This window comes from Mycobacterium sp. WMMD1722 (assembly GCF_049315205.1).
In the GTDB taxonomy this organism is placed as follows: domain Bacteria; phylum Actinomycetota; class Actinomycetes; order Mycobacteriales; family Mycobacteriaceae; genus Mycobacterium.
The window spans coordinates 1,322,185-1,347,918 of the sequence record NZ_CP186056.1 but is presented as its reverse complement, the minus strand read 5'-3'; the positions used below and the strand labels follow the sequence as shown (position 1 = coordinate 1,347,918).

Genomic DNA, 25,734 nt, shown 5'->3' with positions numbered 1-25,734 from the left:
ATGCCCGATCATCTGGTCCCGTATCTGGACCAGGCGATGTTCCTCGGCCTGCGCGCCACCGGCCAGGCGGCGGTCATGCAGTGCGTGTGGATCTACGAGCACCCGGTCGACCACGACGGGCTGCGCCGGTTCCACCGCAACTTCGGTCACGGTCTGGCCGGCCGCCACATCGAACCGTCGCCGCTACCGTTCGGCCGGCACCGCTGGGTGGCGGCGACCGGACCCGAGTGCGACATCGACATCGCCGAGACCGTGCTGCCCCGCGAGCAGCTCAGCGACTGGCTCGACGAGCGGGCTGCGGTGCCGGTCGACCCCGAGTGGGGGCCGGGGTGGCATCTGGCGGTGCAGCCGCTGACCGGCGGCGCGACCGCGGTCACCCTGGTCGGATCGCATTGCCTCAGCGACGGCGGCGGTGCCCTGCTCACCGTGTTCAACGCGGTCACCGGTAACCCCGCCGAGTTGGGGTACGCGTCGCCCAACACCCGCACCCGCGCCCGCGCGATCCGCGAGGACACCCGCCAGGTGGTGCGGGACCTGCCCGATCTGGGGCGCACGGTGGCCGCCGCAGCGAAGCTGGCCTACCGCCGGCGCACGGAGTTCACCCGACCGGCCAAGTCCCCGGCCGGCGAAGCCGGCGCCGACGACGCGATCGTCACCCCGGCGATCTCGGTCTTCGTCGACGGCGAGCGCTGGGACGCCCGGGCCCAGGCGCTCGGCGGCAACTCCTACTCCCTGCTCGCCGGCGTCGCGGCGCGGCTGTCCCAGCGGATGGGCCGCCACCGACCCGAAGACGGCGCCGTCACGTTCACCATCCCGATCAACGACCGCGCCCTCGAGGACACCCGCGCCAATGCGGTGAAGCTGGCGACCGCGCACATCGATCCGCGCCGGGTGACCGAGGATCTCAGCGCGGCCCGCGCGGCGATCAAGCAGGCGCTGCAGACGATCCGGGAGGTCCCCGACGAGACGATGGCACTGCTGCCGCTGGTGCCGTTCATCCCCAAGCGGGCGGTGCAGGCCATGGCCGACGTCGCCTTCGGCTTCTCCGATCTGCGGGTGTCGTGCTCGAATCTGGGCACCCTGCCGGTGGAGATCGGGCGCGTCGACGGCACCGACGCCGAATACGTCGCGCTGCGTGGGGTGGACGGGCACATCTCGCGCCGCGTCCTCGAGGAGCGCAGCGGGATCCTCACCGTCGTCGGCGCCCGCATCGGGGCGAAGATGTCGATCGCGGTGATCGGCTACCAGCCGGGTGCGGTCAACACCAAACCCTGGCTGGCCGAGTTGGTGCGGCAGACCCTGGCCGAATTCGACCTGTCGGCCGAGGCCATCTGATGGTGCCGGCGCCGCCGCCCGACGACCGTCTCGCCTTCATCGACCAGGCGGCGTTCCTGCAGCTGCGGGCGACCGGTCCGGGCAAGCTCGGACAGATCTCCTGGATCTACACCCACGACGTCGACTCCGACGCGCTGCGCCGTTTTCACGCCAACCTGGGTCACGGGCTGCTCGGACGCCGGATCGAGCGCTCGCCGCTGCCGTTCGGCCGGCATCGTTGGGTGGCCTCGACCGGGCCCGCGCGGCCGCTCGACATCGACGCCGTGCGGCCCCGAGCGGCCCTGTCGGATTGGCTCGACGAACGCGCCGAACTGACCGTCGACCCGGAACGGGGGCCGGGCTGGCACCTCGGCATGCTGCCGATGACCGACGGCTCGACCGCATTGACCCTGGTCGCCTCACACTGCCTCGCCGACGGCGTCGGGATCCTGCAGACGATCGCCGACGCGGCCGCGGGCACACCGCGTGACTTCGGATACGCACCCGCGCAGACGCGTCCGGCGCGGCGCGGTGCGCTCGAGGATCTGCGGCGGACGGTGCGGGACGGTCCGGAATACGGTCGTACCGTGCTGGCGGCGGCCCGGCTCGCGCTGCGCCGCCGGCACGACATCGCGAACTCGGGCAGCTCCCGGCCGCCGGTGGCCCCCGGCGGGCCCGCGGACGGCACGGTCGTGGTCCCGGTCGTCAACGCCTTCGTCGGCACCGACGAATGGGATGCGGCGGCCGATGCCCGCTCCGGCACCACCTATTCGCTGCTGGCCGGATTCTCCGCCCGGCTGGCCGAACGGATGGGCCGGATGCGCTCGGGTCCGTCCGGCCCGGGCGCCGTCTCGCTGCTGATCGCCATGAGCGATCGCACCGCCGAGGACACCCGCGCCAATGCGATCTCGCTGGCCCACGTCGACGTCGACCCCGCGCAGGCCACCGTCGACCTGTCCGACGTCCGGGCGGCGATCCGGCGGGGACTCGCCGAGTTGCGCGAGGTGCCCGACGAGACCTTCGCGCTGCTGCCGCTCACGCCGTTCGTGCCGCGGCGCGCGGTCCGGCGCACCGCGGACCTCATGTTCGGGGATCTGCCGGTGTCCTGCTCCAACGTCAGCGACCTCGATCCGATGGTTGCCCGCCCCGACGGCACCGACGCCGAATACCTGCTGTTGCGCGGCGTCGATCAGGCCGTCAGCCGGGCACACATCGAACGGGCCGGCGGACATCTGGTGGTCGTCGCGGGCCGCGTCAACGGCACCGTCACCATCGGCGTCGTCGGTTACCAGCCGGGTGCGCCGAACACCAAGGACCACCTGCGCGCGATCACCGCCGCGACGCTCGCCGAGTTCGGGCTGGCCGGCGAATTCGTCTAACCCCGGCCGCGGCCCCGCCGGACGGCGTCCTCGAGCAGAGTGGCCGCGGCGGTGATGCTCTCCGCGGGTTTGGTCATCGCGGCCGCGGTCGCACGGGCGCGGGCCAGCTGATCCGGGGACAGCACCGCGGTCAGGGCGTGTCGCAGCGACTCGCGCGTCGTGCCCGAGAAGCGCCGGTAGTCCCCGACGCCCAGTTTCCTGATCGCGGCGCCCCAGATCGGCTGCTCGGCCCCGACCCACAGCACCAGCGTCGGCACCCCGGCGCGCACTCCCGCCGCGGTCGTGCCTGCGCCGCCGTGGTGCACCACGGCCCGGCACATCGGGAACACCGCGGCGTGGTTGACCGAGCGGACCACCTTGACGTGCTCGGCGGTCGAGGCGCCCGCCTGCGGGCTCCACAGATCCCCCACGCCCGAACAGACCAGCGCCCGCAACCCCAGGTCGGCACAGGCGTCGGTGATCCTGGCCAGCACCTCGGCGGGGTGTTCGACGGGCATGCTGCCGAACCCGAAGTACACCGGCGGTTCGCCGGCGGCGATCCAGGAGGCCACATCGTCGTCGGCCTCGGTGTCCAGTTCCAGGGTGAGCGCCCCGATCACCGGCCGCGTGTCCCCCCACTGTTCGGTCAGGCCGGGGAAGAAGACCTCGTCGTAGGCCTGGATCTCGATCGCCCCGGCCTCGAGCATCCGGCGCACCGCGCGGGTCCGGGCCGGCGGCAGCCCGAGGCTGCGTCGCTGGGCATCCTCCGCCCCGCGCAGCACTCGCCAGTGCGCCCACTCGACCGCGGCGTACAACCGTTCGGCGGCGGGGTAGCTCACCGGCAGCGGCAACACCCGGGTATTGGGCCGGACCGGGAAATAGTGCAGGGCGCCGAGCGGGATGTCGTGCGCCTCGGCGACGTTGGCGGCCAACTCCTGATACGTCGTCCCGGTGAGGATGAGATCGGCGTCGCCCGATACGGCGGTCAGCGCCGCGCTCATGTCCGCCCAGCCCGCGGCGACGTAGTCGCGGACCTCCCGCAGCACGGTCATCGGGTTGCGCAGCTTCCACCAGTCGCGGAACACCTCGGCCTGCAATTGCTGCTGGGAGTCGACGCCGTAGGGGATGGCGCCGCCGAAGCCGGCGGCGTCGGCGAAGTCGAGCAGATTCGGCGGCACCGCGAGGGTCACGTCGTGACCGCGACGCGTCAATTCCAGGCTCACCGCCACGCACGGCTCGACGTCGCCGCGGGTGCCGTGGACAGCCACGACGAATCTCATCGGCGGACGGGCCCGTCCCCGTGCCCGCCGGCATGCGGTGGCGCCGACACGGCCGCGCGGCGCGCGATTCGGTGTAACGGCGGTGCGAGCACGCCCGAATTCCACCACGGGAGACACCCATCTGTCCGACCTCCCTTTTCGGGTGTCAGGCCAGGATGCCAGCCCTTTCCGGGCCGGACTTACGACCATGTGAGCCGTGTAGCGTGACTGGAATGTGGCGGCGCACCAAGCTCAGCGGTGCGTGGGCGGGCGGGATCCTGCCGTTCATGGGGCGGGTCATCGTCCGCCATCCCGTCCTGGTCATCGTCGGATGGCTGGCCACCGCGGCGGTGCTGTTCCTGGTGATCCCGCCGCTGGCGGTCGTCGCCCAGAAGAATCCGCCCGACTTCCTGCCCGCCCAGTCGCCGGTACTGGTCACCGGCAACGAGATGCAGGCGGCATTCGACGAGGCCAACGCCTCCAACGCACTGGTGGTCATCCTCGTCGACGACGCCGGGATCAGCCCGGCCGACGAACAGACCTACCGAACCCTGGTCGAGCGACTCAACGACGAACCGGATTCGGTGTCCTCGACGCAGGACTTCCTGAGCATCCCCGAGCTCCGCGAAGTCATGATCAGCAAGGACCAGAAGGCCTACAACCTCCCGGTCACCCTCACCGGGGTGATGGGCACCCCGGCCGGACAGGAGTCCTACCGCAACGCCGTCGAGGTCGTCGAGGACGTCACCGGGGGCACCACCTTGACACCGTATTTCGTGGGTGGACCGGCCACGTTGGAGGATGTCAACTCGATCGGTGTGCGCGACCAGCACGTCATCGAGATCGCCACGGTCGGCACCATTCTCACCATCCTGGTGCTGGTCTATCGCAGCCTGATCGGCATGTTGATCCCGATGGTGACCATCGGGGTGTCCCTGGCGGTGGCCAATCAGGTGGTGGCCGGTCTCGGCGAACTCGGCCTGGGGTTGGGTCCGCAGACCATCGTGCTGATGACCGCGATGATGATGGGTGCCGGTGTCGACTACGCGGTGTTCCTGTTCAGCCGCTACCAGGAACTCGTGCGCGGCGGTATGGGCTCCGACGACGCCCTGGTCGGCGCGCTGGCCACGATCGGCAAGGTCATCGCCGGTTCGGCGGCCACCGTCGCGATCACCTTTCTCGGGCTCGGTTTCACCACCCTGGCGGTGTTCTCCACGGTCGGTCCGGCGCTGGCGGTCACCATCACCATCGGCTTCCTGGCCTCGGTGACGCTCCTGCCGTCGCTGATCGTGCTGGCGGGCCGGCGCGGCTGGGTGAAACCGCGCAAGGATGTGACCGGCCGCTTCTGGCGGCGGTCCGGGGTCAACATCGTCCGCAAACCGGTGCGCTACCTCGGCACCAGCCTCGCGCTGCTGATGGTGCTCGGCGCCGGGACGGTGTTCCTGGAGTACAACTACGACGACCGCAAGGCGCTGCCCGACGACGCCACGAGCAACATCGGCTACGACGCCATGGACGACCACTTCCCGATCGCGACCACCCTGCAGCAGTTCGTGGTGATCCAGTCGCCGCAGGATCTGCGCACCCCCACCGCGCTGGCCGATATGGAGATGATGGCGCAGCGCATCGCCGCGCTGCCGGACATCGCGATGGTGCGCGGCATCACCCGGCCCACCGGAGAGATGCTCGAGCAGGCCAAGGCGACCTGGCAGGCCGGCGAGGTGGGCACCCGCCTGCAGGACGCCGGCACCCTCATCGACGAGAACGACCAGAATCTGACCAAACTCTCCGGCGGCGCCCATCAGCTCGCCGACGTCCTCAACGAGTTGCGCACCGGCGTGGTCAACGCCGCGGGCAGTGTGCGCGGCCTGGCCGGCGCCCTGGACGACATGGCACGCAAGTACGGCGGGGAGAAGACGCTCGACGAGATCGATCGCACGGCGTCGTTGGTGACGAACATGCGCCAGCTCGGCGACGCCATCGGGGTGGACGTCGGGCGGATCACCGACATCTACGCCTGGGGCGCCCCGGTGCTGCGCTCGCTGGACAGCAGTCCGGAGTGCGCCACCGACCCCGAGTGCGTGGCCTCACGGGAGGATCTGCGCCGGATCGTGGCGACCCGCAGCAGCCCGGCGCTCAACAGCATCTCCGAATTGGGCCGGGAACTGCAGAACACCGACGGATTCCAGTCGCTCGACGAGACCATCAAGGGTTTGTCGACGAGCCTGCGGACCGCCACCGAAGCGGCCCGCGAGTTGGGGATGGGTCAGCCGGGCGGGGTGTCGAGCCGACTCAACGAGGCCATGCAGGGCGCGAATACGCTCGCCGACTCCAGCCGTCAGCTCGCCGAGGGCGTCCAGCTGCTCGTCGACCAGACCCGCACCATGGGCGGCGGTCTGGACCAGGCGTCGGCGTTCCTGCTGGCGATGAAGCGCGACGCCAGCAATCCGCCGATGTCCGGGTTCTACATCCCGCCGGAGATCCTGACCCAGGCCGAGTTCAAGAAGGCGGCCAGCCTGTTCGTCTCACCCGACGGCCACACCGCCCGCTATCTGGTGCAGACCGCGCTGGACCCGTTCAGCACCGACGCGATGGACCAGGTGACCGACATCGTCGACACCGCCCAGAGCGCGTTGCCGAACACGTCGCTGGCCGGCTCCAAGGTGTCGATGGTCGGGTTCTCGGCGGTGCAGAACGACCTGCGCAACTACTACGACAAAGACGTCCGGTTCATCGTGATCGTCACCCTCATCGTGGTGTTCGTCATCCTGGTACTGCTGCTGCGCGCCCTGGTGGCACCGCTCTACCTGGTGGCGTCGGTGGTGATCTCCTACGTGTCGGCCGTCGGGATCGGGGTGGCGTTCTTCGGCTTCTTCTTCGACCAGAAGCTGTACTGGACGGTGCCGGGGATGGCCTTCCTGGTGCTGGTGGCCGTCGGCGCCGACTACAACCTGCTGTTGATCCACCGAATACGGGAGGAGTCCCGCAACGGCATCCGGACCGGCATCGTGAAGACCGTCGGCGCGACCGGCGGGGTGATCACCTCGGCGGGCCTGATCTTCGCGGCGTCGATGCTGTCCCTGACCGTCAGCAGCATCGCCACGGTGATCCAGCTCGGTTTCGTGATCGGCATCGGCCTGCTCCTCGACACGTTCATCGTCCGCACCATCACCGTGCCCGCGGTCGCCACCCTGGTCGGCAATGCGAACTGGTGGCCGTCGAAACCGAAATACGACGATCACGACCCACCGGGTTCCGCACCCCGGGACGGGGAGGACTCCGACGAACCGGCCACCGTCACCCTGCCCACCGCACCCCGGGCCCGGGTCCGTCAGCGGCTCAGCGAGGCGACCGCCTCCTACCGGGCCTGCCGCGAGGACACCCGGACCAGGATCTGAGGCTCAGTCGCCCTGGGCGGCGGCGCGGTAGCCGCGCACGGCCATCGGCAGGAAGATCGCCAGGACGGCCACGATCCAGCCCGCCGTGACCAGCAGCGCGACCGGGGACGGATCGCCGGCCGACAGCCCGCGCATCGTCTCGATGACCGAGGTCATCGGCTGGTACTCGACGAACGGCCGCAACCAGGACGGGAACATGTGCACCGGCGCGAGGCCGGGGCTGGCGAAGACCAGCCCGATCGCGCTGGTTCCCAGCCACATGAACAGCGCGGTGCCGTCCGCGCGCAGCGCCAGCGCCGTCACGAACGTGGCGAAGCCGACCGAGACGAACACCGGGACCAGCAGGTAGGGGATGACGGCCAGCGGATGGCCGGAGAATCGCAGTCCGAGTGCGACGCCGACCGCGGTAACCACGACGGTACCCAGCAGGGTGCGGGCGGCCTCGGCGAGCAGCCTGCCGGTCAGGGCGCTGGCTCGGTGCACCGGCAGCGTCCAGAACCGGGTGAGCAGCCCGCCGGAGCGTTCGTTGGGGATGGCCAGCGCCGCGCCGATGGCCCCGAACATCCCCCCGGCCAGCGCGCACATCGGAACCAGCCCGTCGAGGTTGTCGGTGCCCGTCAGGGTCGCCATCGACCTGCCGACCAGCAGGTTGTAGGTGATGAGCAGCACCGTCGGGAACAGCAGGGCCTGCACCGGCACGCCCGGGTGCCGGCGCCATTTGGCGAACATCCGCCCGGCGAACAGGAAGCTCTCGAACGCCACCGAATGACGGCGCAGTGCGGGCCGGGTCATCGCGCCCGCCGCTGCAGCTTCACCGCGGCCGCTCCGAAACCGGCCAGCAGCGCCAGGCACCACGCCAGGCTGATCGCCAGGTTGGTTCCGTCGATGTGCCCGCCGGCGAAGCCCCGCAGCGTCTCGGTGACCTGGGACACCGGCTGGGCCCGCACGAACGGTTGCACCCAGCCCGGGAAGGCTTCGGCCGGGGCCATCCCGGTGGAGAGCAGGACCAGCAGCAGCTGGGGGACCAGCAGCACCTGGCTGGAGGCGTCGCTGCGCCGCACCCAGGTACCGATCGCGTCGGCGCCCAGCGACAGCCCGAGCGTCAGGGCCAGCGCCAGCACCACGAATGCGACCGAATGGGCCGGCGCGCCGCTGAACCGGAAGCCGAACAGCGACGCGATCGCGACGGCGGCCACGATCACCACGACCGCGCGCAGCAGGCAGTAGATCATCCGGGCGGTCAGCGGCACCCAGGTGGCGATCGGCAGGGTGCGCAGCCGGACCCCGAACCCCGACGACTGGTCGCGGGCGGCCCGGTCGGCGGCGGTGAGCGTGCCGAACAGCAGCGACTGCACGATGATCGCCGGCAGCACGTATTGCGGATAGCTCAGCTGACCGGTGTCGATGACGCTGCGCAGCACGACGGTGAACCCGACGAATGTGCTCACCGGCGTAAGCACCGCGATCAGCAGGTCGAAATCCCGGACGGTGGTGCGCACGACCCGCTCGGTGAGGGCGGCCAGCGCCGTCATGCGGTGACGGGTGGCTCGGTGAGGTGCAGGAACACCTCGTCGAGCGATGGTCTGCGCAGGGCGATGTCGGTCAGGCTGATGTCGCGGTCGTCCAGGCGGCGGAACACCTCGCCGAGGGTGGCGACGCCCCGGTCGGCGGGCACCGAGACGGTGTTCCTGTCCCGGTCGATCTCCAGACCGGCGAAATCGGCCAGGGCGGCCGCGATCTCGGACAGATCGGCCGGGTCGACGGGGGAGACCTGGCAGTAGATGAACCCGGTGCGGGCTTTGAGTTCCTCGGCGGTGCCGCAGGCCACCACCCGGCCGGCGTCGAGGATCACCACCGAATCGCTGAGCACGTCGGCCTCCTCGAGGTACTGGGTGGTGAGCAGCACCGTGACGTCCTGCGCCGCCAGCGAGGACACCAGCGCCCAGACGTCGCGACGGCTGCGCGGGTCCAGTCCGGTGGTGGGCTCGTCGAGGAACAGCACCTCCGGCGCCACCACCAGCGAGGCCGCGATGTCGATGCGCCGACGCATCCCGCCGGAATAGGTGGCGACCGTGCGGTCGGCGGCGTGGTTCATGTCGAACTGTTCGAGCAGCTCGTCGGCGCGGCGGCGGGCCTGTTTGCGGCGCAGCCCCCGCAGCCGGCCGAACAGCACAAGGTTCTCCCGGCCGGTCAGCATGATGTCCACCGAGGCGTCCTGCCCGGTCACCCCGATGCTGGCGCGAACCCGGTCGGGATCCGCCACCACGTCGTGGCCGGCGACCACGGCGCGGCCGGCGGTCGGCAGCAGCAGGGTGGACAGGATTCCGATGGTGGTGGTTTTGCCGGCGCCGTTATGGCCGAGCAGGGCGCAGACCGATCCGGTGGGGACGGAGAAGCTCACGTCCTGCAGGGCGCTGACCCCGCCCTCGAACGTCTTCGCGACACCGTCGAGCTCGATCACCGTGCGACTATAGCGACTGCGGTGCTGGTTGCGGGGCCCGCGCGGGCCGCCCGACGTAGCCCCCTGAACCGGCCGTGCGGTCGCTACCATCCCCGCCGTGGCGCTGCGCTTCTCCATCGTCATCCCCGCCCACAACGAGGAGCGCTACCTCGCCGACACGCTGCGCCACGTCGCCGCGCTGGACTATCCGAGCGATCGCTACGAGGTGGTGGTCGTGGAGAACGGGTCCGCGGACCGCACGCTGGAGGTGGCACGGCGGTTCGAGGGTGGCAACGTCCGCGTCGTGCAGAGCCCACGCATCGGGGTGTCGGCGGCCAAGAACCACGGCGCCGGGGTGATGTCGCCCGACAGCGACTGGGTGGTGTTCCTCGACGCGGACACCCTGCTGGGACCGGGGTTCCTCACCGAATTGCAGACGAAGCTGACCACCGCGCGCAAACCCCTGGCCATCGGCACCACGACGATCACCCCGCTCGATCGCAGCTGGACCGCGCGCACCTGGTTCGCCTACTACGACGTGGCGCACCGCTTCGGCGGGTCCTACGCCCTGCAGATCGCCAAACGGTCCCTGTTCCCGGATTTCCGTTTCGACGAGGACCTGCGGATGGGTGAGGACGCGCTGCTCATCCGCCGCGCCCGCCGCACCGGCGGCTGGTTCTACCTGCCGACGCGCAGTGTGCACACCTCGACGCGGCGCTTCGACGCCGACGGGTATTGGCGCATCTTCTTCCGCTACTGGTTCTTCTCGCTGTTGCCGGTGCGCTACTGGAAGGCGTTCGATTACCGGGTGATCCGCTAGACCGGCGGCTGGACGGCGAACCCGGCGACGATACCGACCGGCAGCAGCGCGAACAGCACTCCCGCGGTCACACAGACGGTCACCGTGCGCCGACTTGCGGGGGTGCCCGCCTGCGGTCGCCCCGCGGCGTAGAGCAGATACACCACCGCGATGTCGAAGCCGATGATGACCATCCAGCGGGTCCAGTCGAAGGCGGTGAGGAAGACCGGGATCAGCAGCGCGGCCGCAGCCACCAGCCACCAGCGCCACGGCGCCGCCGCAGCGAGGAAGTCGCGGATCGGCACATTCGAGGCACGCCGCAGCACCGCGATCGCCGCGGCGATCACCAGCGCGCCGAAGACGGCCGACGCGATCAGCTGGCCGACGCCGAGACCGAATACGTAGCGCACCGCCTGTCCCGGGCTCCAGTCCCACATCGGCAGGATGTTGCGGCACATCCAGTCGTGGTACTCGGTGTAGGGCCGGTTGCGTCCGCTGAGGTAGTCGAGCACGCCCTGCGGGCTCTGTTCGAGTGCGTACGGATTCTCGATGCGGCGCACCGGGATCCGGGCGCACAGGTCACCGGCCACCCCGCGCCGGCCGGCAACCGCCACCAGGAAGGTCGACACCAGCCCCGGCAGCACGGCCAGCAGCATGCCGATGCGGGCGCTGCCGCGGGGCAGCGCGCGTGGCAGCGTGGCGATCGCGAGCACCGCGCCGAGGGCGAATTCGACCGGAACCGCCTCGTGGATCAGTGCCAGCACGGCGGTGACCGCGCCGAATGCCGCGCAGCCGAGCAGAGCCGTGCTGCGCTGCCGCGCCCGGACCAGCAGTACGGCCAGCGCGGCGAGCGCGGCCCCGCCGAACAGGTCGGGACGGGCCGAGTACAGCGCGAACAGGAAGCCGAACGGCAACACCGGCAGCAGCAGCGCCAGTATGCGGCGGCGCTGGGCCGATCCCGGTGCGGCTGCCGGGTGGGTCCACGCCGTCCACGTGACCGCCAGCAGGCCCGCCGAGAAGGCCAGGGTCGAGAGCCAGCGCAGGGCCCGCATCCCGACGAAATAATCGCCGAACATCCCCAGCAGTTCCCCACCGAGACCGCGGCGGACGAAGCCGAGCGTGTAATCGATCGAATAGTAGGAGAAGAAGTACAGATCCGCGCCGGACAGGACGGTGGCGGCGAGCAGGCTCAGCCCGCCGGCCCACACCGCGATCAGCACGCCGGCCACGACGTAGGGCCGTCGCGAGGTGTCGGTCAAGCGTCGAGCCGCGTGAATGCGCCCTGCCGGTACAGATCACCGCATGCGGCGCGCCGCACCTTGCCGCTGGTGGTGATCGGGATGGATCCGCGGGCCACCAGCACCAGGTCCGCGGCGCTGATGCCGTGCACGGTGGAGATCGCCGACGTCACCCGGTTCTTGATGTCGCGGTAGTGCTCCCCGATCTCCTCGGGGGTGTCCCCGCGCGGGCGGACCTCCACGATGGTGACGAGTTGCTCGGTGCGGTCCTCCTCGACCGAGATGGCCGCGACGCGTCCGCCGGTGATCTCCTGGACCGTGCCCTCGATGTCGTCGGGGTAGTGGTTGCGGCCACGCACGATCAGGAGGTCCTTGATGCGACCCATGATGAACAGTTCGCCCTCGGAGATGAAGCCCAGGTCACCGGTCCGCAGCCACGGTCCCTCGTCGGTGCCCGGGGACGGTGCGGCGATCATCGCCTCGAACACCGCGCCGGTCTGGTCGGGCTTCTCCCAGTAACCCAGGCACACGTTCTCGCCACGCACCCAGATCTCGCCCACGGAGCCGCCCGGCAGCTCGGTGCGGGTGTCGGGTTCGACGATGCGCACCGCGGGGGAGTTCGGGCTGCCGTAGCTCACCAGCGGCGTCCCGGTCGGTCCGCATCGCTTGGCGTGTCCGGCGGAGAGCTTCTCGGGCTCGAAGTGCACGATCACCGGTGGGGTGCCGGGCGCGTTGGTCGCGACGTAGAGCGTCGCCTCGGCCAACCCGTAGGCCGGGCGCAGCACGTCCTGGGGCAGGCCGAAGCGTTCGAAGCGCTGCGCGAAGCGGCGCAGAGTGGCGTCGTGGACGCGCTCGCTGCCACTGATCACGCACAGCGCGTGGGCCAGGTCGAGGCCGGCCATGTCCTCGTCGGAGGTCTTGCCGACGGCCAGCTCGAAGGCGAAGTTCGGACCCGCGGTGATGGCGTGCGGACTGCGCGCCACCATCTGCATCCAGCGGGCCGGCCGGGCCAGAAACGACAGCGGGGTGGTGAACAGCGTGGGCCAGCCACCGAGGATGGGGGCGAAGACCCCGAGCAGCAGCCCCATGTCGTGGTAGAAGGGCAGCCACGTCACCGCGGTGGTGCCGGGCGGGGCGACGCCGCCGTGATGGGACAGGAACGCCGCCATGATCTGTTCGAAGTTGGCCGACAGGTTGCGGTAGGACACCATCACCCCGGCCGGGGTGCGGGTCGACCCCGAGGTGTACTGCAGGTAGGCGGTATCGGGGCGATCCACCGGGCGGTTGCTGACCCGGCGCCGGGTGTCCAGGTCCAGGGTGTCGACCTCGAGGACGGCCGGGCCGGGGGATCCGTCCTGCGGCCCGGTGTACTCGCCGACCGTCGCGCTGACCGCCGAGGTGGTCAGGACCACCGTCGGGGCGGCGTCCCGCAGGACCGCGCTGATCCGCTCGTCGTGCACGCCCGGGGCCGGAGTCGACAGGGGTACCGCGATGAGTCCGGCCTGCAGGGCACCGAGGAAACCCACCAGGTAGTCGAGTCCCTGGGGGGCGATGATGACGACGCGGTCGCCGGTGTGCGCACATCCACCGAGTTCCTGCGCCAGGTTCACCGCTCGCCGGTAGAGCTGCGACCAGGTCAGCGTGTGCTCCACGCCGGCGGGATCGGTGTCGTAGTCCACGAAGGTGAAGGCGGCGTCGTTGGGCTGCAGACTGGCACGTTCTCTGAGCACGAGCGGCAGAGAAGATGCGGTCATATTCCAGCCCCTCGTCGTTGCAACAGCGAACAGTGTGTCGAGCATAAGGGAAGGCCCACGGAAACCGGGTATGGGTGGGCGCGCACGAAAAACGCTGCCACGTCGGCGAATGCGCAGTTGATGGCTCTCGGACGGGTCAGCGCGTCGCGCCGGTGAACCACTTCGTCTTGGTTCTCCAGGAGTGCGCGGACGCCAGAGCAAATCCGGCGCCGCAGCTACAGGCGAACAGCCAGACCAGCGTTCCGCCCTCGATCGCCTGCAGTTGCGGGACGAAGGCGGTGGCGATCCGGATGACGCAGGCGAGGATGCCGCTGGCGCATGCGGCCAGGTACACGTTGGCGAGCCGGCGCGACCGCGGATCCTTGCGCAGGACCAGCAGCGCGCGGGCTCCGTAGCCCAGCAGATAGATCAGCATGCCGCAGAGCAGCAGCCAGTAGGCGCTCAGCCATCCGTCGGTCGGGGTGTCGAAGAAGTCGGCGCGGTACACCGCCGCCCCGTTGCCGAAGGAGAAGGTGGCCAGCAGCAACGGAATGCACAGTGTGGCCGGGCGCTCGACGTACTGCTTGAACGACGCCTGCAGCCGGTCGTCGGACTCCAGCCGGCCCAGCGCGTTGTAGACGATCGCCGACGCGGCCACGATGTAACAGTCGTGGCCGATGTAGTCCTCGAGGTTCCACTTCCCGGTCAGGTTGTACAGCACCTGGCCCAGGGTCTCCGAGGCGAAGGGCGACATCAGCAGGACGGCGGCCAGCTGCAGAGCGACGTTGAGCGTGGCGGCGACCTCCCACCGGCAGTTCCACGTCACCCGGCGGATCCACAGACTCCATGCCATACACCCCGCGGTGATGGCGATGAGTACTGCCAGGGTCATCGGATTCTGCCTTTTTGTGCGCCGACCTCAAATCATGGCAAAGCTTAAGCCTCAGAGCGGCGGTGCGTCAGGCCGTGGCGAAAGTTGGGACAGTTTCTGCCGCCGGCCGGCCTCGCGGGCGGTCTGTCGCGCCGGCGGGGCGGTGGTGGTCGGGGTGAACGGCGCCGACTCCAGGTAGTGCCAGACTTCCTGACGGCTCATCAGGCCGAAGCGGATCTGGAGATCGGGATAGCTCAACGCGAACCGGTCGGCCACCCGCCGCAGTTCCTCGGCGTCGGGGTAGTCGCGCTCCTTGATCCGGCGGTAGTACGTGCTGCTCGAGATGCCCAGCGCGTCGTAGATCGCCTTGGCGTCGACGTCCCCGTCGAGCAGATAGTCGAGCAAGGCCTTGAGCTGTCTGCCGTTCTCATCGGTCCTGGGCACATCACGACGATACCGACAGTCCCGGAAATCGTCAGGCTTTGCCTTAGCCAGGACAGGTGTCCGCAAATTGACCGAGTAACCACATAATTGGTAGAGGTCTCCCATTTTTGGGACACAGCGAGTACCGTCCCCACCATGGTCGCCCCCCATACGGCTCCCCCTCGCACGTCTTCGCACTCTTTGTCTTCGCAATCGATGCCCGACGACGTCGTCGCGCAATTGCGGATGTCGCTGGTCGATCGGCAATCCCTCCCGGGTGAGCCGGTGCTGATTCCGGCGCCCTTGGATCCGGTCCTCACCCTCGAACTCGACGGGGCGGCTTTCGCCCTCGGCCTCACCGGTGATGAACTGCTGCTCGCGGCGTTCGGTCGCGCGGTGGCCAGGGTCATCGGGGAGGGCGTCGTCGCGGTCGACGTCCTGCGTGGGTCAGCCCCCGCCGGCATCGATCTGTGCTGTGCGGGGGAACGCCAGATGGACGCCACCGAGCTGGTGCGGCTGGTCCGCCAGGCACTGTTGTCCTCGACCGGCTTCGGCGCGGACGTATCCGCCGAGGCCCTGTTCAACTACAGCGGTACCACGCCCGCATGCGCCGACGAGGGCCCGCTGGCCGGCTATGCACTGGAAGTGCGCGCTTACCGCGACCAGAACCTGATGTGGCTGGACTGGTGGTTCGACAGTGCGCGCTTCGATGCGGCGACCGTGCGGGAACTCTCCGAACAATTCCCCTTCGCGCTGATCGAGCTCACCTCGGAGGCACTGCCCGTCGAATGAGGGCTAGGATCGGTCGACAGCAGCGTTGATCCGGCCATCACCGGGGAGCTTCCGGAAGAACGGGCCCGGCTCTCGTCGAGGGCAGCCCCAGTAGAACCGGACGGGCGGCCCGTCACAGCCTGGAGATGAGCGGCGTACGAGGACGTGCGCAAGCGGGGTGGTACCGCGGCGCTCGCGTACCTGCGCGACGTCGTCCCCGTGCCGAGCTTCCTGGCACAGGAGACCTACGCAGTGACCGCCTATCCCAAGCCGGCCGGTGGCGCCCCCAACTTTCCGGCGCTCGAAGCCGACGTCCTCGATTTCTGGGGCGCCGATGACACCTTCCGCGCCAGCATCCAGCGGCGTGCCGACGCGCCCGAATACGTCTTCTACGACGGGCCGCCGTTCGCCAACGGTCTGCCGCACTACGGCCATCTGCTGACCGGCTACGTCAAGGACATCGTCCCGCGCTACCGCACCATGCGGGGGTACAAGGTGGAGCGGCGGTTCGGCTGGGACACCCACGGCCTGCCCGCCGAACTCGAGGTGCAGCGCCAGCTCGGTATCACCGACAAGGCCCAGATCGACGCCATGGGCATCGAGAAGTTCAACGAAGCCTGTCGGGAATCGGTGCTGCGCTACACCGACGAATGGCGCTCCTATGTGACCCGGCAGGCGCGGTGGGTGGACTTCGACAACGACTACAAGACGCTCGACCTGGGCTACATGGAGTCGGTCGTCTGGGCCTTCAAGCAGCTGTGGGACAAGGGCCTGGCCTACGAGGGTGTGCGGGTGCTGCCGTACTGCTGGAACGACGAGACCCCGTTGTCCAGCCACGAATTGCGGATGGACGACGACGTCTACCAGAGCCGGCAGGATCCGGCGATCACGGTGGGCTTCAAGGTTCCCGAGGAGGGCGGCGGGCCGCTCGCCGGGTCGCACCTGCTGGTGTGGACGACGACGCCGTGGACGCTGCCGTCCAACCAAGCGGTGGCGGTCAACCCCGAGGTGACCTATGCGCAGGTAGCGGTGGGCGACGCGCGGTACGTGCTGGCCGAGGCGCGGCTCGGCGCCTACGCCCGCGAACTCGGTGAGGAGCCCGAGGTGCTGGCCACGTTCACCGGTGCGGACCTGCTGGGCGTCCGATACACGCCGCCCTTCCCGTATTTCACCGATTACGACGAGGCCGGCACGGCGTGGCAGGTGCTGCGCGGCGACTTCGTCACCACCGAAGACGGCACCGGCATCGTGCACATGGCCCCGGCCTACGGCGAGGACGACAAGGCCACCACCGACACCGTCGGCATCGTCCCGGTGACCCCGGTGGACTCCAAGGGCCGCTTCGACGCGTCGGTACCGGACTATCAGGGCCAGCACGTCTTCGACGCCAACGCGCAGATCATCCGCGATCTGAAGAACGGTACGGGCAGCGCGGGCCACAACGGGGCCGTGCTGGTGCGCCACGAGACCTACGAGCACTCCTATCCGCACTGCTGGCGGTGCCGCAATCCGCTGATCTATCGCGCGGTGTCGTCGTGGTTCATCAAGGTCACCGAGTTCCGGGATCGGATGGTCGAGCTCAACCAGCAGATCACCTGGTATCCCGAACACGTCAAGGACGGCCAGTTCGGCAAATGGCTGGCCGGCGCGCGGGACTGGTCGATCTCGCGGAACCGCTACTGGGGCACGCCGATCCCGGTGTGGAAGTCCGATGACCCGGCGTATCCCCGCGTCGACGTCTACGGCAGCCTCGACGAGCTCGAACGCGACTTCGGGGTGCGGCCGGACAATCTGCACCGCCCGTTCATCGACGAGCTGACCCGGCCCAATCCCGACGATCCGACCGGGACGTCGACGATGCGGCGGATCGAGGATGTGCTCGACGTCTGGTTCGACTCCGGGTCGATGCCGTACGCCCAGGTGCACTATCCGTTCGAGAATCGGGCGTGGTTCGACGGTGACGGTTCGTCGGAGCCGCATTTCCCCGGTGACTTCATCGTCGAGTACATCGGCCAGACCCGCGGTTGGTTCTACACGCTGCACGTGTTGGCGACCGCGCTGTTCGACCGGCCGGCGTTCAAAACGTGTGTCGCGCACGGCATCGTGCTCGGCAACGACGGTGCGAAGATGAGCAAGTCGCTGCGCAACTACCCCGATGTCACCGAGGTGTTCGACCGCGACGGCTCCGACGCGATGCGCTGGTTTCTGATGGCGTCGCCGATCCTGCGTGGCGGAAATCTCGTCGTCACCGAACAGGGCATCCGCGAGGGTGTCCGGCAGGTGCTGCTGCCGCTGTGGAACGCCTATACGTTCCTGAGCCTGTACGCACCGCAGAAGGGCACCTGGCGGACCGACTCCACCCACGTCCTCGACCGCTACATCCTGGCCAAGTTGGCGGTGCTGCGCGACGAACTGACCGAATCGCTGGACACCTGCGATATCTCCGGCGCCTGCGACGAGCTGCGCCAGTTCACCGAGGCGCTGACCAATTGGTATGTGCGCCGGTCGCGTTCGCGGTTCTGGGAGGAGGACCGCGACGCCATCGACACGTTGCACACGGTGCTCGAGGTGACCTCGCGGCTGGCTGCACCGCTGCTACCGCTGATCACCGAGGTGATCTGGCGCGGGGTCACCGGTGAACGCTCGGTGCATCTGACCGACTGGCCGTCGGCCGGCGATCTGCCCGCCGATCCGGCGCTGGTGGCCGCCATGGACCAGGTACGCGCGGTGTGTTCGACGGCCTCGTCGCTGCGCAAGGCCAACAAGCTGCGGGTGCGGCTGCCGCTGCGCAAACTGACGGTGGCCCTGGACACGTCGGTTGATCCGGCGACGCTGCTTCCGTTCACCGATCTGATCGCCGACGAGTTGAACGTCAAGGCCGTCGAGGTGACCGACGACATCGACACCTACGGACGCTTCGAACTGACGGTCAACGCCAAGGTGGCCGGACCCCGGTTGGGCCGGGATGTGCAGGCCGCGATCAAGGCCGTCAAGGCGGGGGAGGCGGTGGCCAATCCCGACGGCACGCTGACGGCGGGGCCGGCCGTCCTGCAGCCCGGTGAGTTCACCTCGCGCCTGGTGGCGGCCGATCCGCAGGAGACCGCCGCGCTGCCCGACGGTGCCGGTCTGGTGGTGCTCGACAGCACGCTCACCGAGGAACTCGAGGCTGAAGGCTGGGCGAAGGACCGGATCCGCGAACTGCAGGAGCTGCGCAAGTCGACGGGTCTTGATGTCTCCGACCGCATCTCGGTGGTGATGGCGGTGCCCGCAGCGCAGCAGGGCTGGGCCGATGCCCACCGCGATCTGATCGCCCGCGAGATCCTGGCCACCAGCTTCGCGTTCGGTGAGCCCGTCGGCGGCGCCGAGATCGGCGACGGTGTGCGGGTGTCCCTGGCGAAGGCCTAGGGCTCAACGCGCCGCGGCGCCGACGACGAAACTGACCACGGTCGCGGTGCTGCCGCCGATGTTGAGGGTGCCGAACCGGTCGGCCCCGTCGACCTGATAGGCGCCCGCGCTGCCGCTGACCTGCTTGGCGGCGTCGACGAGCATGCGCACGCCGGTGGCACCGACCGGATGCCCGCCGCCGATCAGGCCGCCACCGGGGTTGACCGGCAGGCGTCCGGCGGCCGCGATGGCACCGTCCTCGACGGCCTGCCAGGACATCCCCGGTTCGGTCAGGCCGATGTGGTCGATCGCCAGGTATTCGCCGGGGGTGAAGCAGTCGTGCACCTCGAAACCGGCCATGGCGTCGAGGGTGACGCCGGCGCGGCCGAAGGCGTCCTGCACCGCGCCGCGGACGTGGGGCAGGACATACGGGCAGTCGGCGTCGCGCCGGAGTTTCTCCGACAGGCCGAGGCCGACGGTGCGGTGTCCCCAGCCCTCGATGCGGGCCACCGGGCGGGCGTCGGGGTGCTCGCGCAGGTAGGCGTCGGTCACCAGCACCACACCGGCGCCGCCGTCGGTGAGCTGGCTGCAGTCATAGCGCCGTAACCGCCCTTCCACCAGAGGGTTTCGTTCGTCGTCGGCCTCACCGAGGTGGGGTACCGACCAGTCGCGGGTCTGGGCGTTGTCGTTGCGGCGGGCGTTGGCGTAGTTCAATTCGGCGATCGCCCGCAGGTGGGCCTCGTCGAGGCCGTAGCGGCGGTCGTATTCGTCGGCGACCCGGGAGAACACCTGGGCCCAGAGGTTGGCGGTGGCGGCGTCCTCGTGTCCGGTCCAGCCCGCGGCGGCCAGGTGGGCGGCACCGACCGGTCCGGGCACGGTCTTCTCCAGTTCCAAGCCGAGCACCAGTGCCACGTCATAGGCGCCCGAGCGCAGATCTGCGATCGCCGCGAGCGCGGCGATGCTGCCGGAGGCGCAGGCGGCCTCGTGGCGCGCGGCGGGCACACCCCACAGGGCGTCGTGGACGGTCGCCGGCATGGCGCCCAGGTGGCCCTGGGCGGCGAACAGTTCGCCGAAGGCGTTGCCGACGTGGATCACCTCGACCGCCGTGGCGTCGAGGCGGGCGGCGGCCAGTGTCCGGTCGACCACCTCGGTCGTCAGATCGGCGAAGTCGAGCCCTTCCCGGTGCAGGTTGCGGGCGAAGTCGCTCTGGTAGCCGCCGAGAATCCAGACGTTCTGCATGCACTCATGGTTCAATTGACAGAGTCACTCTGTCATTTGTAGTTTCCGGTGATGGGCGCACATCGCATCGGCTCGTTCACCTCGACGCTGCCGGCCGACGACGACCATCCGTACCGGACCGGGCCGTGGCGCCCCCAGCTCACCGAGTGGCGCGCCGACGATCTCGAGGTGGTCGCCGGTGAGGTGCCGGCCGATCTCGACGGCATGTATCTGCGCAACACCGAGAACCCGCTGCATCCGGCGGCGACGGCATATCACCCGTTCGACGGCGACGGCATGATCCACATCGTCGGGTTCGCCGGAGGAAAGGCCCACTACCGGAACAGGTTCGTCCGCACCGACGGCTTCCTCGCCGAGAACGAGGCGGGCGGTGCGCTGTGGGCGGGCTTCATCGAGATGCCGTCGGCGGCCAAACGCTCCGACGGCTGGGGTGCGCGAACCCGGATGAAGGACGCGTCGAGCACCGACGTCGTGGTGCACCGGGGGACCGCGCTGACGAGTTTCTACATGTGCGGTGACCTGTACCAGGTCGATCCCTACACCGCCGACACGCTCGGCAAGGAGACCTGGCACGGCGACTTCCCGCAGTGGGGGGTCTCGGCGCATCCCAAGGTCGATCCGGTCACCGGGGAGCTGCTGTTCTTCAGCTACAGCAAGCAGGAGCCCTTCCTGCGCTACGGCGTGGTGGACAAGGACGCGAACCTGGTGCACCACACCGACGTGCCGCTGCCCGGCCCGCGGATGCCGCACGATATGGCGTTCACCGAGAACTACGTGATCCTCAACGACTTCCCGCTGTTCTGGGAGCCGTCGCTGCTCGCCCAGGACATCCACGCGCCGGTGTTCCACCGCGACCTGCCGTCGCGCTTCGCGGTGCTGCCGCGCCGCGGCGACCAGTCGCAGGTGCGGTGGTTCGAGGCCGCCCCCACCTATGCCCTGCACTTCGTCAACGCGTTCGAGGACGGTGAGGAGATCGTGCTCGACGGGTTCTTCCAGGACAACCCGTCGCCGTCGACGAAGGGTGCGAAGTCGCTGGAGGAGGCGGCCTTCCGCTACCTGGCGCTCGACGGCTTCGAATCGCATCTGCACCGCTGGCGGTTCAATCTGACCACCGGGGCGGTGACCGAAGAGCGGCTCTCGGAACGCCTCACCGAGTTCGGGATGATGAACGGCGACTACCAGACCCGCCCCTACCGGTACGTGTACGCCGCCACCGGCAAGCCGGGCTGGTTCCTGTTCGACGGACTGGTCCGCCACGACCTGTCCACCGGCAGCGAGGAGCGCTACGCGTTCGGCGACGGCGTGTTCGGCAGCGAGGCGTCCATGGCGCCGCGGCCCGGCGCCACCGCGGAGGACGACGGCTATCTGGTGACGCTGACCACCGACATGAACGACGATGCGTCCTACTGCCTGGTGTTCGACGCCGCGCGGGTCACCGACGGCCCGGTGTGCACCCTGCGGTTGCCCGAACGGATCTGCAGCGGAACGCATTCCACCTGGGTGGCCGGAGAGGAATTGCGGCGCTGGCATCCGCCACGGTGACCGGTGAGGTGACCGCGGTCGGTGAGGTCAACGCGATAGGCCGGATGCTGGGCCTGCTCGGTGACGAGTGGACTCTGCTGATCGTGCGCGAGTCACTGCTGGGTGCGCGCCGCTTCACCGACTTCGCCACGCTGCCCATCTCGACCGCCGTGCTGACCACGCGCCTGCGGGCCCTGGTCGACGACGGACTGCTGGAGCGGCAGGTGTACCAGGAGCAGCCGCTGCGCGCGGGATACCAGCCCACCTCGCGCTGCCGGGCCCTGTGGCCGGTGCTGGTGTCGATCTGGCACTGGGAACGCACCTGGGTCGGCGCGCACGTCGCGACGCTGCCGGCGATGGAGCACACCGGCTGCCGGGCGGAGTTCTCCCCGGTGCTGCGGTGCGCCGCATGCCGACGCCCCGTGGAGTCCGCCGACATCGCGGGACGGTGGGGTCCCAGCGGGGGTTGGCAGCGGTCGGTACCGCGCGGGGCCACCCGCCGGCGGGCCCGTGGCGAGGCGCCGGGCCTGTTCCCCGAGACGATGGCGATCTTCGGTAACCGCTGGGCGGCGGCGATCGTCGGCGCAGCGTTCCTCGGGACCAGACGTTTCGGCGACTTCCAGGCCCGGTTGGGCGCACCGGCCGCGCTGGTCTCCGAACACCTGCGGGTGTTCTGCGACATCGGGGTGCTGCAGGCCGCCGCCCACCCGCGCCGCGCGGACTGGTCGGAGTACCCCCTCACGCCCAAGGGCCGGGCGTTCTATCCGGTGGTGGCGGCCGCGATCCACTGGGCGCAGGAGTGGTTCGGCACGCCGGAGGGTCCTGCGCTCATGCTCACGCATACCGCTTGCGGCGCGGACTTCGTCCCCGAGCTGGGCTGCGATCAGTGCGGGCAGACCGTGACGGCCGAGGCGGTCCGGGTGGTCAGCCGCGGGTGACGCGGGCGGTCTCGGCCCCCAGGGCGACGGTGTCGCCGGCGCGCAGCTGCCGCCCGCGCCGCGTCTCCACCGCACCGTTGACCGTCACCATGCCCTCGGCGATCACGGCTTTGGCGTCCGCTCCGCTGTCGATCAACGAGGCGAGTTTGAGGAACTGCCCGAGGCGAATCGACTCGTCACTGATCGGCACCTCGCGCACGGTGTCAGGCTAACCCCCTAGCATCGGCGGGTGTGGACGCGCGGTGGGTCCTGCACCTGGACATGGACGCGTTCTTCGCGTCGGTCGAGCAGCTGACCCGCCCGACACTGCGCGGCCGGCCCGTCCTGGTCGGCGGTCTGGGCGGGCGCGGCGTGGTGGCCGGCGCGAGCTACGAGGCGCGGGTGCACGGCGCGCGGTCGGCGATGCCGATGCACCAGGCGCGCCGGATGGTCGGCGCGCCGGCGGTGGTGCTGCCGCCCCGCGGCGTGGTCTACGGCGTCGCGAGTCGCCGGGTGTTCCACACCGTGCGAACCCTGGTGCCCGTGCTGGAGCAGCTGTCGTTCGACGAGGCATTCGGTGAGCCGGCCGAACTGGCCGGCGCGTCGGCCACGGACGCCGAGCAGTTCTGTGAACGGCTGCGTGCGAAGGTCCGGCAGGAGACCGGGCTGGTCGCGTCGGTGGGGGCCGGCTCGGGCAAGCAGCTGGCCAAGATCGCCTCGGGTCTGGCCAAACCGGACGGGATCAGGGTGGTCCGGCCCGATGAGCAGCGCGCCCTGCTCGACGGCCTGCCCGTCCGGAAACTGTGGGGGATCGGACCGGTCGCGGAGGAGAAGCTGCACCGCCTGGGCATCGAGACCATCGGGCGGCTGGCTGCGCTGTCGGACGCCGAGGCGGCCGACGTCCTCGGTGGCACCATCGGTCCGGCGCTGCACCGGCTGGCCCGCGGCATCGACGACCGGCCGGTGGCCGAACGCGCGGAGGCCAAGCAGATCAGCGCCGAGTCCACCTTTCCGCAGGACCTCATCACCCTCGACCAGCTCCGGGAGGCGGCGGGCCCGATCGGTGAGCATGCGCACCGGCGGCTGGCCAAGGACGGCCGCGGCGCGCGCACGGTGACGGTCAAACTCAAGAAATCCGATATGAGCACGCTGACCCGCTCGGCCACCCTGCCCTATGCCACCACCGACGCGCCCACCCTCATCGCCACGGCGCGGCGGCTGCTGCTCGACCCCGCCGAGATCGGGCCGATTCGCCTTGTCGGCGTCGGGTTTTCGGGCCTCACCGAGATCCGGCAGGAGTCCCTGTTCCCGGATCTGGAGTTGATCGCCGAGGACGATCAGCACGGCAGCGCGTCCACCCTGCCGCCGACCGTCAGCGCGGCCGCGGCCACGCCGCCGGCGTGGCGGGTCGGCGACGACGTCGCCCATCCCGAACTGGGTCACGGATGGATCCAGGGTGCCGGGCACGGCGTCATGACGGTGCGGTTCGAGACCCGCAGCACCGGGCCAGGCCCGACGCGGACCTTCCCGGTCGGCGCGCCCGAGGTGGTGCGGGCCAATCCGGTCGACAGCCTGGATTGGCCGGAATTCGTCGCGGGTCTGGTCGACAACGATCCGGAGCACTGATATCGCTGTCGCGCAACGTTATTCGGGTTCTTCATCGTCATCTCCCGCGGTGTCGTGAAGGTAGCGGTCGGGGTGGAAGTAGTGGTTGATGCGGGTTTGGCCGGTGTCGAGTGCCGGGGGTGGGTGCCATTGGGTGTGGCCGTTGCGGCGGGTGGTGGTCCAGCCGGTTTCTTCAACGGTGAGGTTGTCGGATTGGCAGGCCAGGGCCAGTGTGTCGATGTCGGTGCGCCCGCCCGCAGAGAAGTCTTTCTCGTGATGGGCCTGGGACTCGAAGGCGGGTTTCGGGCAGCCGGGGCGCGTGCAGCCGATGTCACGGGCGAACAACGCCAGCCGCTGGGCGGTCGATGCGCAGCGTTTGCTTCGGCCGAGGTAGAGCACTTCTCGGTGGTGGTCGTCGAAGACGGCGAGGTAGTGCCGCGATCGCCCGGCCATGGCGATGAGGTCGCGTACGGGTAGTCGGGTGCCGCTGGCGGTGTCGGCCCAACCGCTGCCACTCTCCAGGTCTTTCACCGTGGTGGTGGCGACGATGGTGGCGGGAAACCCGTTGATCTGGCCGAGGATTCCGGAGCCGACGACGTCGCGCAGCCCGGTTTTCAGCGCGTCGTGGTGGCGTTGCCCGGTGGAGCGCAGGTCTATCCCGGTCGCACCGGTCATGTTCGCGCCGGGCTGGCCGTGTTTGGCGAGAACGACGTCGAGCAGGGCGGCCGCTTCTGGGTCGAGTAGCCCGTGGATGGGGGTCATGCCGTCGTGCTCTTGGGTGCCCTTTTTGAGGTATCGCCTGCGTTGCTGTCGTTCGTCATCGGGTTCATCACCGTCGGGGTCGAGCAGCGCGATGAGGCGCTGTGCTGCGGCGCGCAGGTGGTCGGGGTTGAGGCCCGCGGCTTGACGTGCCAGGGTCCGTTCGGCCAGTGCGCGGGTGGCGTCGTCGACCCAGCCGGGGAGCCGTGTGAGGGCTTTGCGGATCTCGGCGACGTGCTGCTCGCCGATGTCGCCACGTTCCAGTGCGGCGGCGGCCTCGGCCAACAGCGGGGGTAGCCGTTCTCCGGTGAGTGACCGTCGCGGGCCCAGCAGCGCGGCGTCTTTGATCCGAGTACTGGCTTCACCGTCGGTGAGGTGTAGGCGGGTGGCGAGCACCGCGCGAGCACTGCGCTCGCCGAACACATGGGGGTCGATGTCGTCCATGAACGCGGCGACCACCGTATGACTCAAGGCTCGATCCTGGCGCTGCACGCGTTCGACGTGTTCGACCATCGCCAACCGTTCACTGGTGGTCAGCGTCTCGAACGGGAAGGCCGCCAGTTCGGCGCGGACAGCGTCCCACCGCTCGAGCGCCGCCCGCAGGTCGTCCCTGTCCATACTTCGAACACTAGTGCGAACCACCGACAAGATCGCCGGGCGAAAGCTACTTGTGGACAACTCTTTTCGAAATTTTCGCCGAGTGTG

At 69.7% G+C, this 25,734-nt stretch carries 20 protein-coding genes; 9 read left to right on the top strand and 11 right to left on the bottom strand.

Annotated features, from left to right (window positions below):
* Both ACN27E_RS06260 and ACN27E_RS06255 read left to right on the top strand, forming a co-directional pair.
* Positions 1–1,335, top strand: coding sequence for a hypothetical protein (locus ACN27E_RS06260; protein ID WP_422749666.1), 1,335 nt, complete (start codon positions 1–3; stop codon positions 1,333–1,335).
* The gene (locus ACN27E_RS06255) at positions 1,335–2,693 is read left to right on the top strand and encodes a hypothetical protein (protein ID WP_422747470.1); all 1,359 of its coding nucleotides are present in this window, start codon (positions 1,335–1,337) and stop codon (positions 2,691–2,693) included. Before ACN27E_RS06260 ends, ACN27E_RS06255 begins: the two co-directional genes overlap by 1 nt.
* Here the strand turns inward: ACN27E_RS06255 and ACN27E_RS06250 are convergent.
* Positions 2,690–3,952 carry a glycosyltransferase gene (locus tag ACN27E_RS06250; RefSeq protein WP_422747468.1) on the bottom strand — a complete coding sequence of 421 codons (1,263 nt, stop codon included), beginning with the start codon at positions 3,950–3,952 and terminating at the stop codon, positions 2,690–2,692. The two genes, ACN27E_RS06255 and ACN27E_RS06250, sit on opposite strands and share 4 nt — an antisense overlap.
* Before the next feature lie 212 nt (positions 3,953–4,164).
* Between ACN27E_RS06250 and ACN27E_RS06245 the strand changes: the two genes are divergently transcribed.
* Complete coding sequence (locus ACN27E_RS06245) at positions 4,165–7,329, top strand: RND family transporter (RefSeq protein WP_422747466.1); 3,165 nt, start codon at positions 4,165–4,167, stop codon at positions 7,327–7,329.
* A gap of 3 nt (positions 7,330–7,332) precedes the next feature.
* Here the strand turns inward: ACN27E_RS06245 and ACN27E_RS06240 are convergent, their stop codons facing one another.
* Genes ACN27E_RS06240 through ACN27E_RS06230 form a run of 3 tightly spaced genes read right to left on the bottom strand, consistent with a single transcriptional unit; the run spans position 7,333 to position 9,790 of the window.
* Positions 7,333–8,121: an ABC transporter permease gene (locus ACN27E_RS06240; protein ID WP_422747464.1), complete on the bottom strand. Its 789-nt coding sequence runs from the start codon at positions 8,119–8,121 to the stop codon at positions 7,333–7,335.
* Positions 8,118–8,861, bottom strand: coding sequence for an ABC transporter permease (locus tag ACN27E_RS06235; RefSeq protein WP_422747462.1), 744 nt, complete (start codon positions 8,859–8,861; stop codon positions 8,118–8,120). The genes ACN27E_RS06240 and ACN27E_RS06235 overlap by 4 nt, the downstream gene beginning before the upstream one ends.
* The gene (locus ACN27E_RS06230) at positions 8,858–9,790 is read right to left on the bottom strand and encodes an ATP-binding cassette domain-containing protein (RefSeq protein WP_422747460.1); all 933 of its coding nucleotides are present in this window, start codon (positions 9,788–9,790) and stop codon (positions 8,858–8,860) included. The genes ACN27E_RS06235 and ACN27E_RS06230 overlap by 4 nt, the downstream gene beginning before the upstream one ends.
* 97 nt (positions 9,791–9,887) lie before the next feature.
* Between ACN27E_RS06230 and ACN27E_RS06225 the strand changes: the two genes are divergently transcribed.
* The gene (locus ACN27E_RS06225; protein ID WP_422747458.1) at positions 9,888–10,589 is read left to right on the top strand and encodes a glycosyltransferase; all 702 of its coding nucleotides are present in this window, start codon (positions 9,888–9,890) and stop codon (positions 10,587–10,589) included.
* On the opposite strand, the gene ACN27E_RS06220 is transcribed toward ACN27E_RS06225, so the two are convergent.
* The 4 genes from ACN27E_RS06220 to ACN27E_RS06205 all read right to left on the bottom strand — a co-directional run bounded on the left by ACN27E_RS06220 (position 10,586) and on the right by ACN27E_RS06205 (position 14,854).
* Entirely contained in the window at positions 10,586–11,827 is a 1,242-nt protein-coding gene (locus ACN27E_RS06220) for a hypothetical protein (RefSeq protein WP_422747457.1), read from the bottom strand. The two genes, ACN27E_RS06225 and ACN27E_RS06220, sit on opposite strands and share 4 nt — an antisense overlap.
* Positions 11,824–13,560 carry an AMP-binding protein gene (locus ACN27E_RS06215; RefSeq protein ID WP_422747455.1) on the bottom strand — a complete coding sequence of 579 codons (1,737 nt, stop codon included), beginning with the start codon at positions 13,558–13,560 and terminating at the stop codon, positions 11,824–11,826. The genes ACN27E_RS06220 and ACN27E_RS06215 overlap by 4 nt, the downstream gene beginning before the upstream one ends.
* A 136-nt stretch (positions 13,561–13,696) precedes the next feature.
* Complete coding sequence (locus ACN27E_RS06210) at positions 13,697–14,431, bottom strand: hypothetical protein (RefSeq protein WP_422747452.1); 735 nt, start codon at positions 14,429–14,431, stop codon at positions 13,697–13,699.
* A gap of 51 nt (positions 14,432–14,482) precedes the next feature.
* Positions 14,483–14,854 carry an XRE family transcriptional regulator gene (locus tag ACN27E_RS06205; RefSeq protein WP_422747450.1) on the bottom strand — a complete coding sequence of 124 codons (372 nt, stop codon included), beginning with the start codon at positions 14,852–14,854 and terminating at the stop codon, positions 14,483–14,485.
* Between the two features lie 195 nt (positions 14,855–15,049).
* On the opposite strand from ACN27E_RS06205, the gene ACN27E_RS06200 reads away from it, so the two are divergent.
* Together ACN27E_RS06200 and ileS are read left to right on the top strand one after the other, a co-directional pair.
* Positions 15,050–15,625, top strand: coding sequence for a hypothetical protein (locus ACN27E_RS06200; protein ID WP_422747448.1), 576 nt, complete (start codon positions 15,050–15,052; stop codon positions 15,623–15,625).
* Positions 15,626–15,856: 231 nt separating this feature from the next.
* On the top strand, positions 15,857–19,009 hold the full coding sequence (ileS, locus tag ACN27E_RS06195) for an isoleucine--tRNA ligase (RefSeq protein WP_422749664.1): 3,153 nt from the start codon (positions 15,857–15,859) through the stop codon (positions 19,007–19,009).
* A gap of 3 nt (positions 19,010–19,012) precedes the next feature.
* Here the strand turns inward: ileS and ACN27E_RS06190 are convergent, their stop codons facing one another.
* A complete protein-coding gene (locus tag ACN27E_RS06190) occupies positions 19,013–20,227 on the bottom strand; it encodes an acetyl-CoA acetyltransferase (protein WP_422747447.1) in 1,215 nt (404 codons plus the stop codon).
* 51 nt (positions 20,228–20,278) lie between these two features.
* Between ACN27E_RS06190 and ACN27E_RS06185 the strand changes: the two genes are divergently transcribed.
* Positions 20,279–21,769, top strand: a complete 1,491-nt coding sequence (locus ACN27E_RS06185) for a carotenoid oxygenase family protein (protein WP_422747446.1) — start codon at positions 20,279–20,281, stop codon at positions 21,767–21,769.
* A 44-nt stretch (positions 21,770–21,813) separates the two neighbouring features.
* The gene (locus tag ACN27E_RS06180; RefSeq protein ID WP_422749662.1) at positions 21,814–22,686 is read left to right on the top strand and encodes a winged helix-turn-helix transcriptional regulator; all 873 of its coding nucleotides are present in this window, start codon (positions 21,814–21,816) and stop codon (positions 22,684–22,686) included.
* On the opposite strand, the gene ACN27E_RS06175 is transcribed toward ACN27E_RS06180, so the two are convergent.
* On the bottom strand, positions 22,673–22,885 hold the full coding sequence (locus tag ACN27E_RS06175; RefSeq protein WP_422747444.1) for an RNA-binding S4 domain-containing protein: 213 nt from the start codon (positions 22,883–22,885) through the stop codon (positions 22,673–22,675). The two genes, ACN27E_RS06180 and ACN27E_RS06175, sit on opposite strands and share 14 nt — an antisense overlap.
* A gap of 62 nt (positions 22,886–22,947) precedes the next feature.
* Between ACN27E_RS06175 and ACN27E_RS06170 the strand changes: the two genes are divergently transcribed.
* Complete coding sequence (locus ACN27E_RS06170; RefSeq protein WP_422749660.1) at positions 22,948–24,291, top strand: DNA polymerase IV; 1,344 nt, start codon at positions 22,948–22,950, stop codon at positions 24,289–24,291.
* An 18-nt stretch (positions 24,292–24,309) separates the two neighbouring features.
* Here ACN27E_RS06170 and ACN27E_RS06165 read toward each other — a convergent pair whose 3' ends face one another.
* Positions 24,310–25,647, bottom strand: a complete 1,338-nt coding sequence (locus ACN27E_RS06165; RefSeq protein WP_422747442.1) for a DUF222 domain-containing protein — start codon at positions 25,645–25,647, stop codon at positions 24,310–24,312.
* Positions 25,648–25,734 lie beyond the last annotated feature (87 nt).

What these genes read in the sequence shown, in the direction of transcription:
- ACN27E_RS06260 (WP_422749666.1), top strand. Translation starts at nt 1, where the DNA reads ATGCCCGATCATCTGGTCCCGTATCTGGACCAGGCGATGTTCCTCGGC.
- ACN27E_RS06255 (WP_422747470.1), top strand. Translation starts at nt 1,335, where the DNA reads ATGGTGCCGGCGCCGCCGCCCGACGACCGTCTCGCCTTCATCGACCAG.
- ACN27E_RS06250 (WP_422747468.1), bottom strand. Translation starts at nt 3,952, where the DNA reads ATGAGATTCGTCGTGGCTGTCCACGGCACCCGCGGCGACGTCGAGCCG.
- ACN27E_RS06245 (WP_422747466.1), top strand. Translation starts at nt 4,165, where the DNA reads ATGTGGCGGCGCACCAAGCTCAGCGGTGCGTGGGCGGGCGGGATCCTG.
- ACN27E_RS06240 (WP_422747464.1), bottom strand. Translation starts at nt 8,121, where the DNA reads ATGACCCGGCCCGCACTGCGCCGTCATTCGGTGGCGTTCGAGAGCTTC.
- ACN27E_RS06235 (WP_422747462.1), bottom strand. Translation starts at nt 8,861, where the DNA reads ATGACGGCGCTGGCCGCCCTCACCGAGCGGGTCGTGCGCACCACCGTC.
- ACN27E_RS06215 (WP_422747455.1), bottom strand. Translation starts at nt 13,560, where the DNA reads ATGACCGCATCTTCTCTGCCGCTCGTGCTCAGAGAACGTGCCAGTCTG.
- ACN27E_RS06210 (WP_422747452.1), bottom strand. Translation starts at nt 14,431, where the DNA reads ATGACCCTGGCAGTACTCATCGCCATCACCGCGGGGTGTATGGCATGG.
- ACN27E_RS06200 (WP_422747448.1), top strand. Translation starts at nt 15,050, where the DNA reads ATGCCCGACGACGTCGTCGCGCAATTGCGGATGTCGCTGGTCGATCGG.
- ACN27E_RS06190 (WP_422747447.1), bottom strand. Translation starts at nt 20,227, where the DNA reads ATGCAGAACGTCTGGATTCTCGGCGGCTACCAGAGCGACTTCGCCCGC.
- ACN27E_RS06185 (WP_422747446.1), top strand. Translation starts at nt 20,279, where the DNA reads ATGGGCGCACATCGCATCGGCTCGTTCACCTCGACGCTGCCGGCCGAC.
- ACN27E_RS06180 (WP_422749662.1), top strand. Translation starts at nt 21,814, where the DNA reads ATGCTGGGCCTGCTCGGTGACGAGTGGACTCTGCTGATCGTGCGCGAG.
- ACN27E_RS06170 (WP_422749660.1), top strand. Translation starts at nt 22,948, where the DNA reads ATGGACGCGTTCTTCGCGTCGGTCGAGCAGCTGACCCGCCCGACACTG.
- ACN27E_RS06165 (WP_422747442.1), bottom strand. Translation starts at nt 25,647, where the DNA reads ATGGACAGGGACGACCTGCGGGCGGCGCTCGAGCGGTGGGACGCTGTC.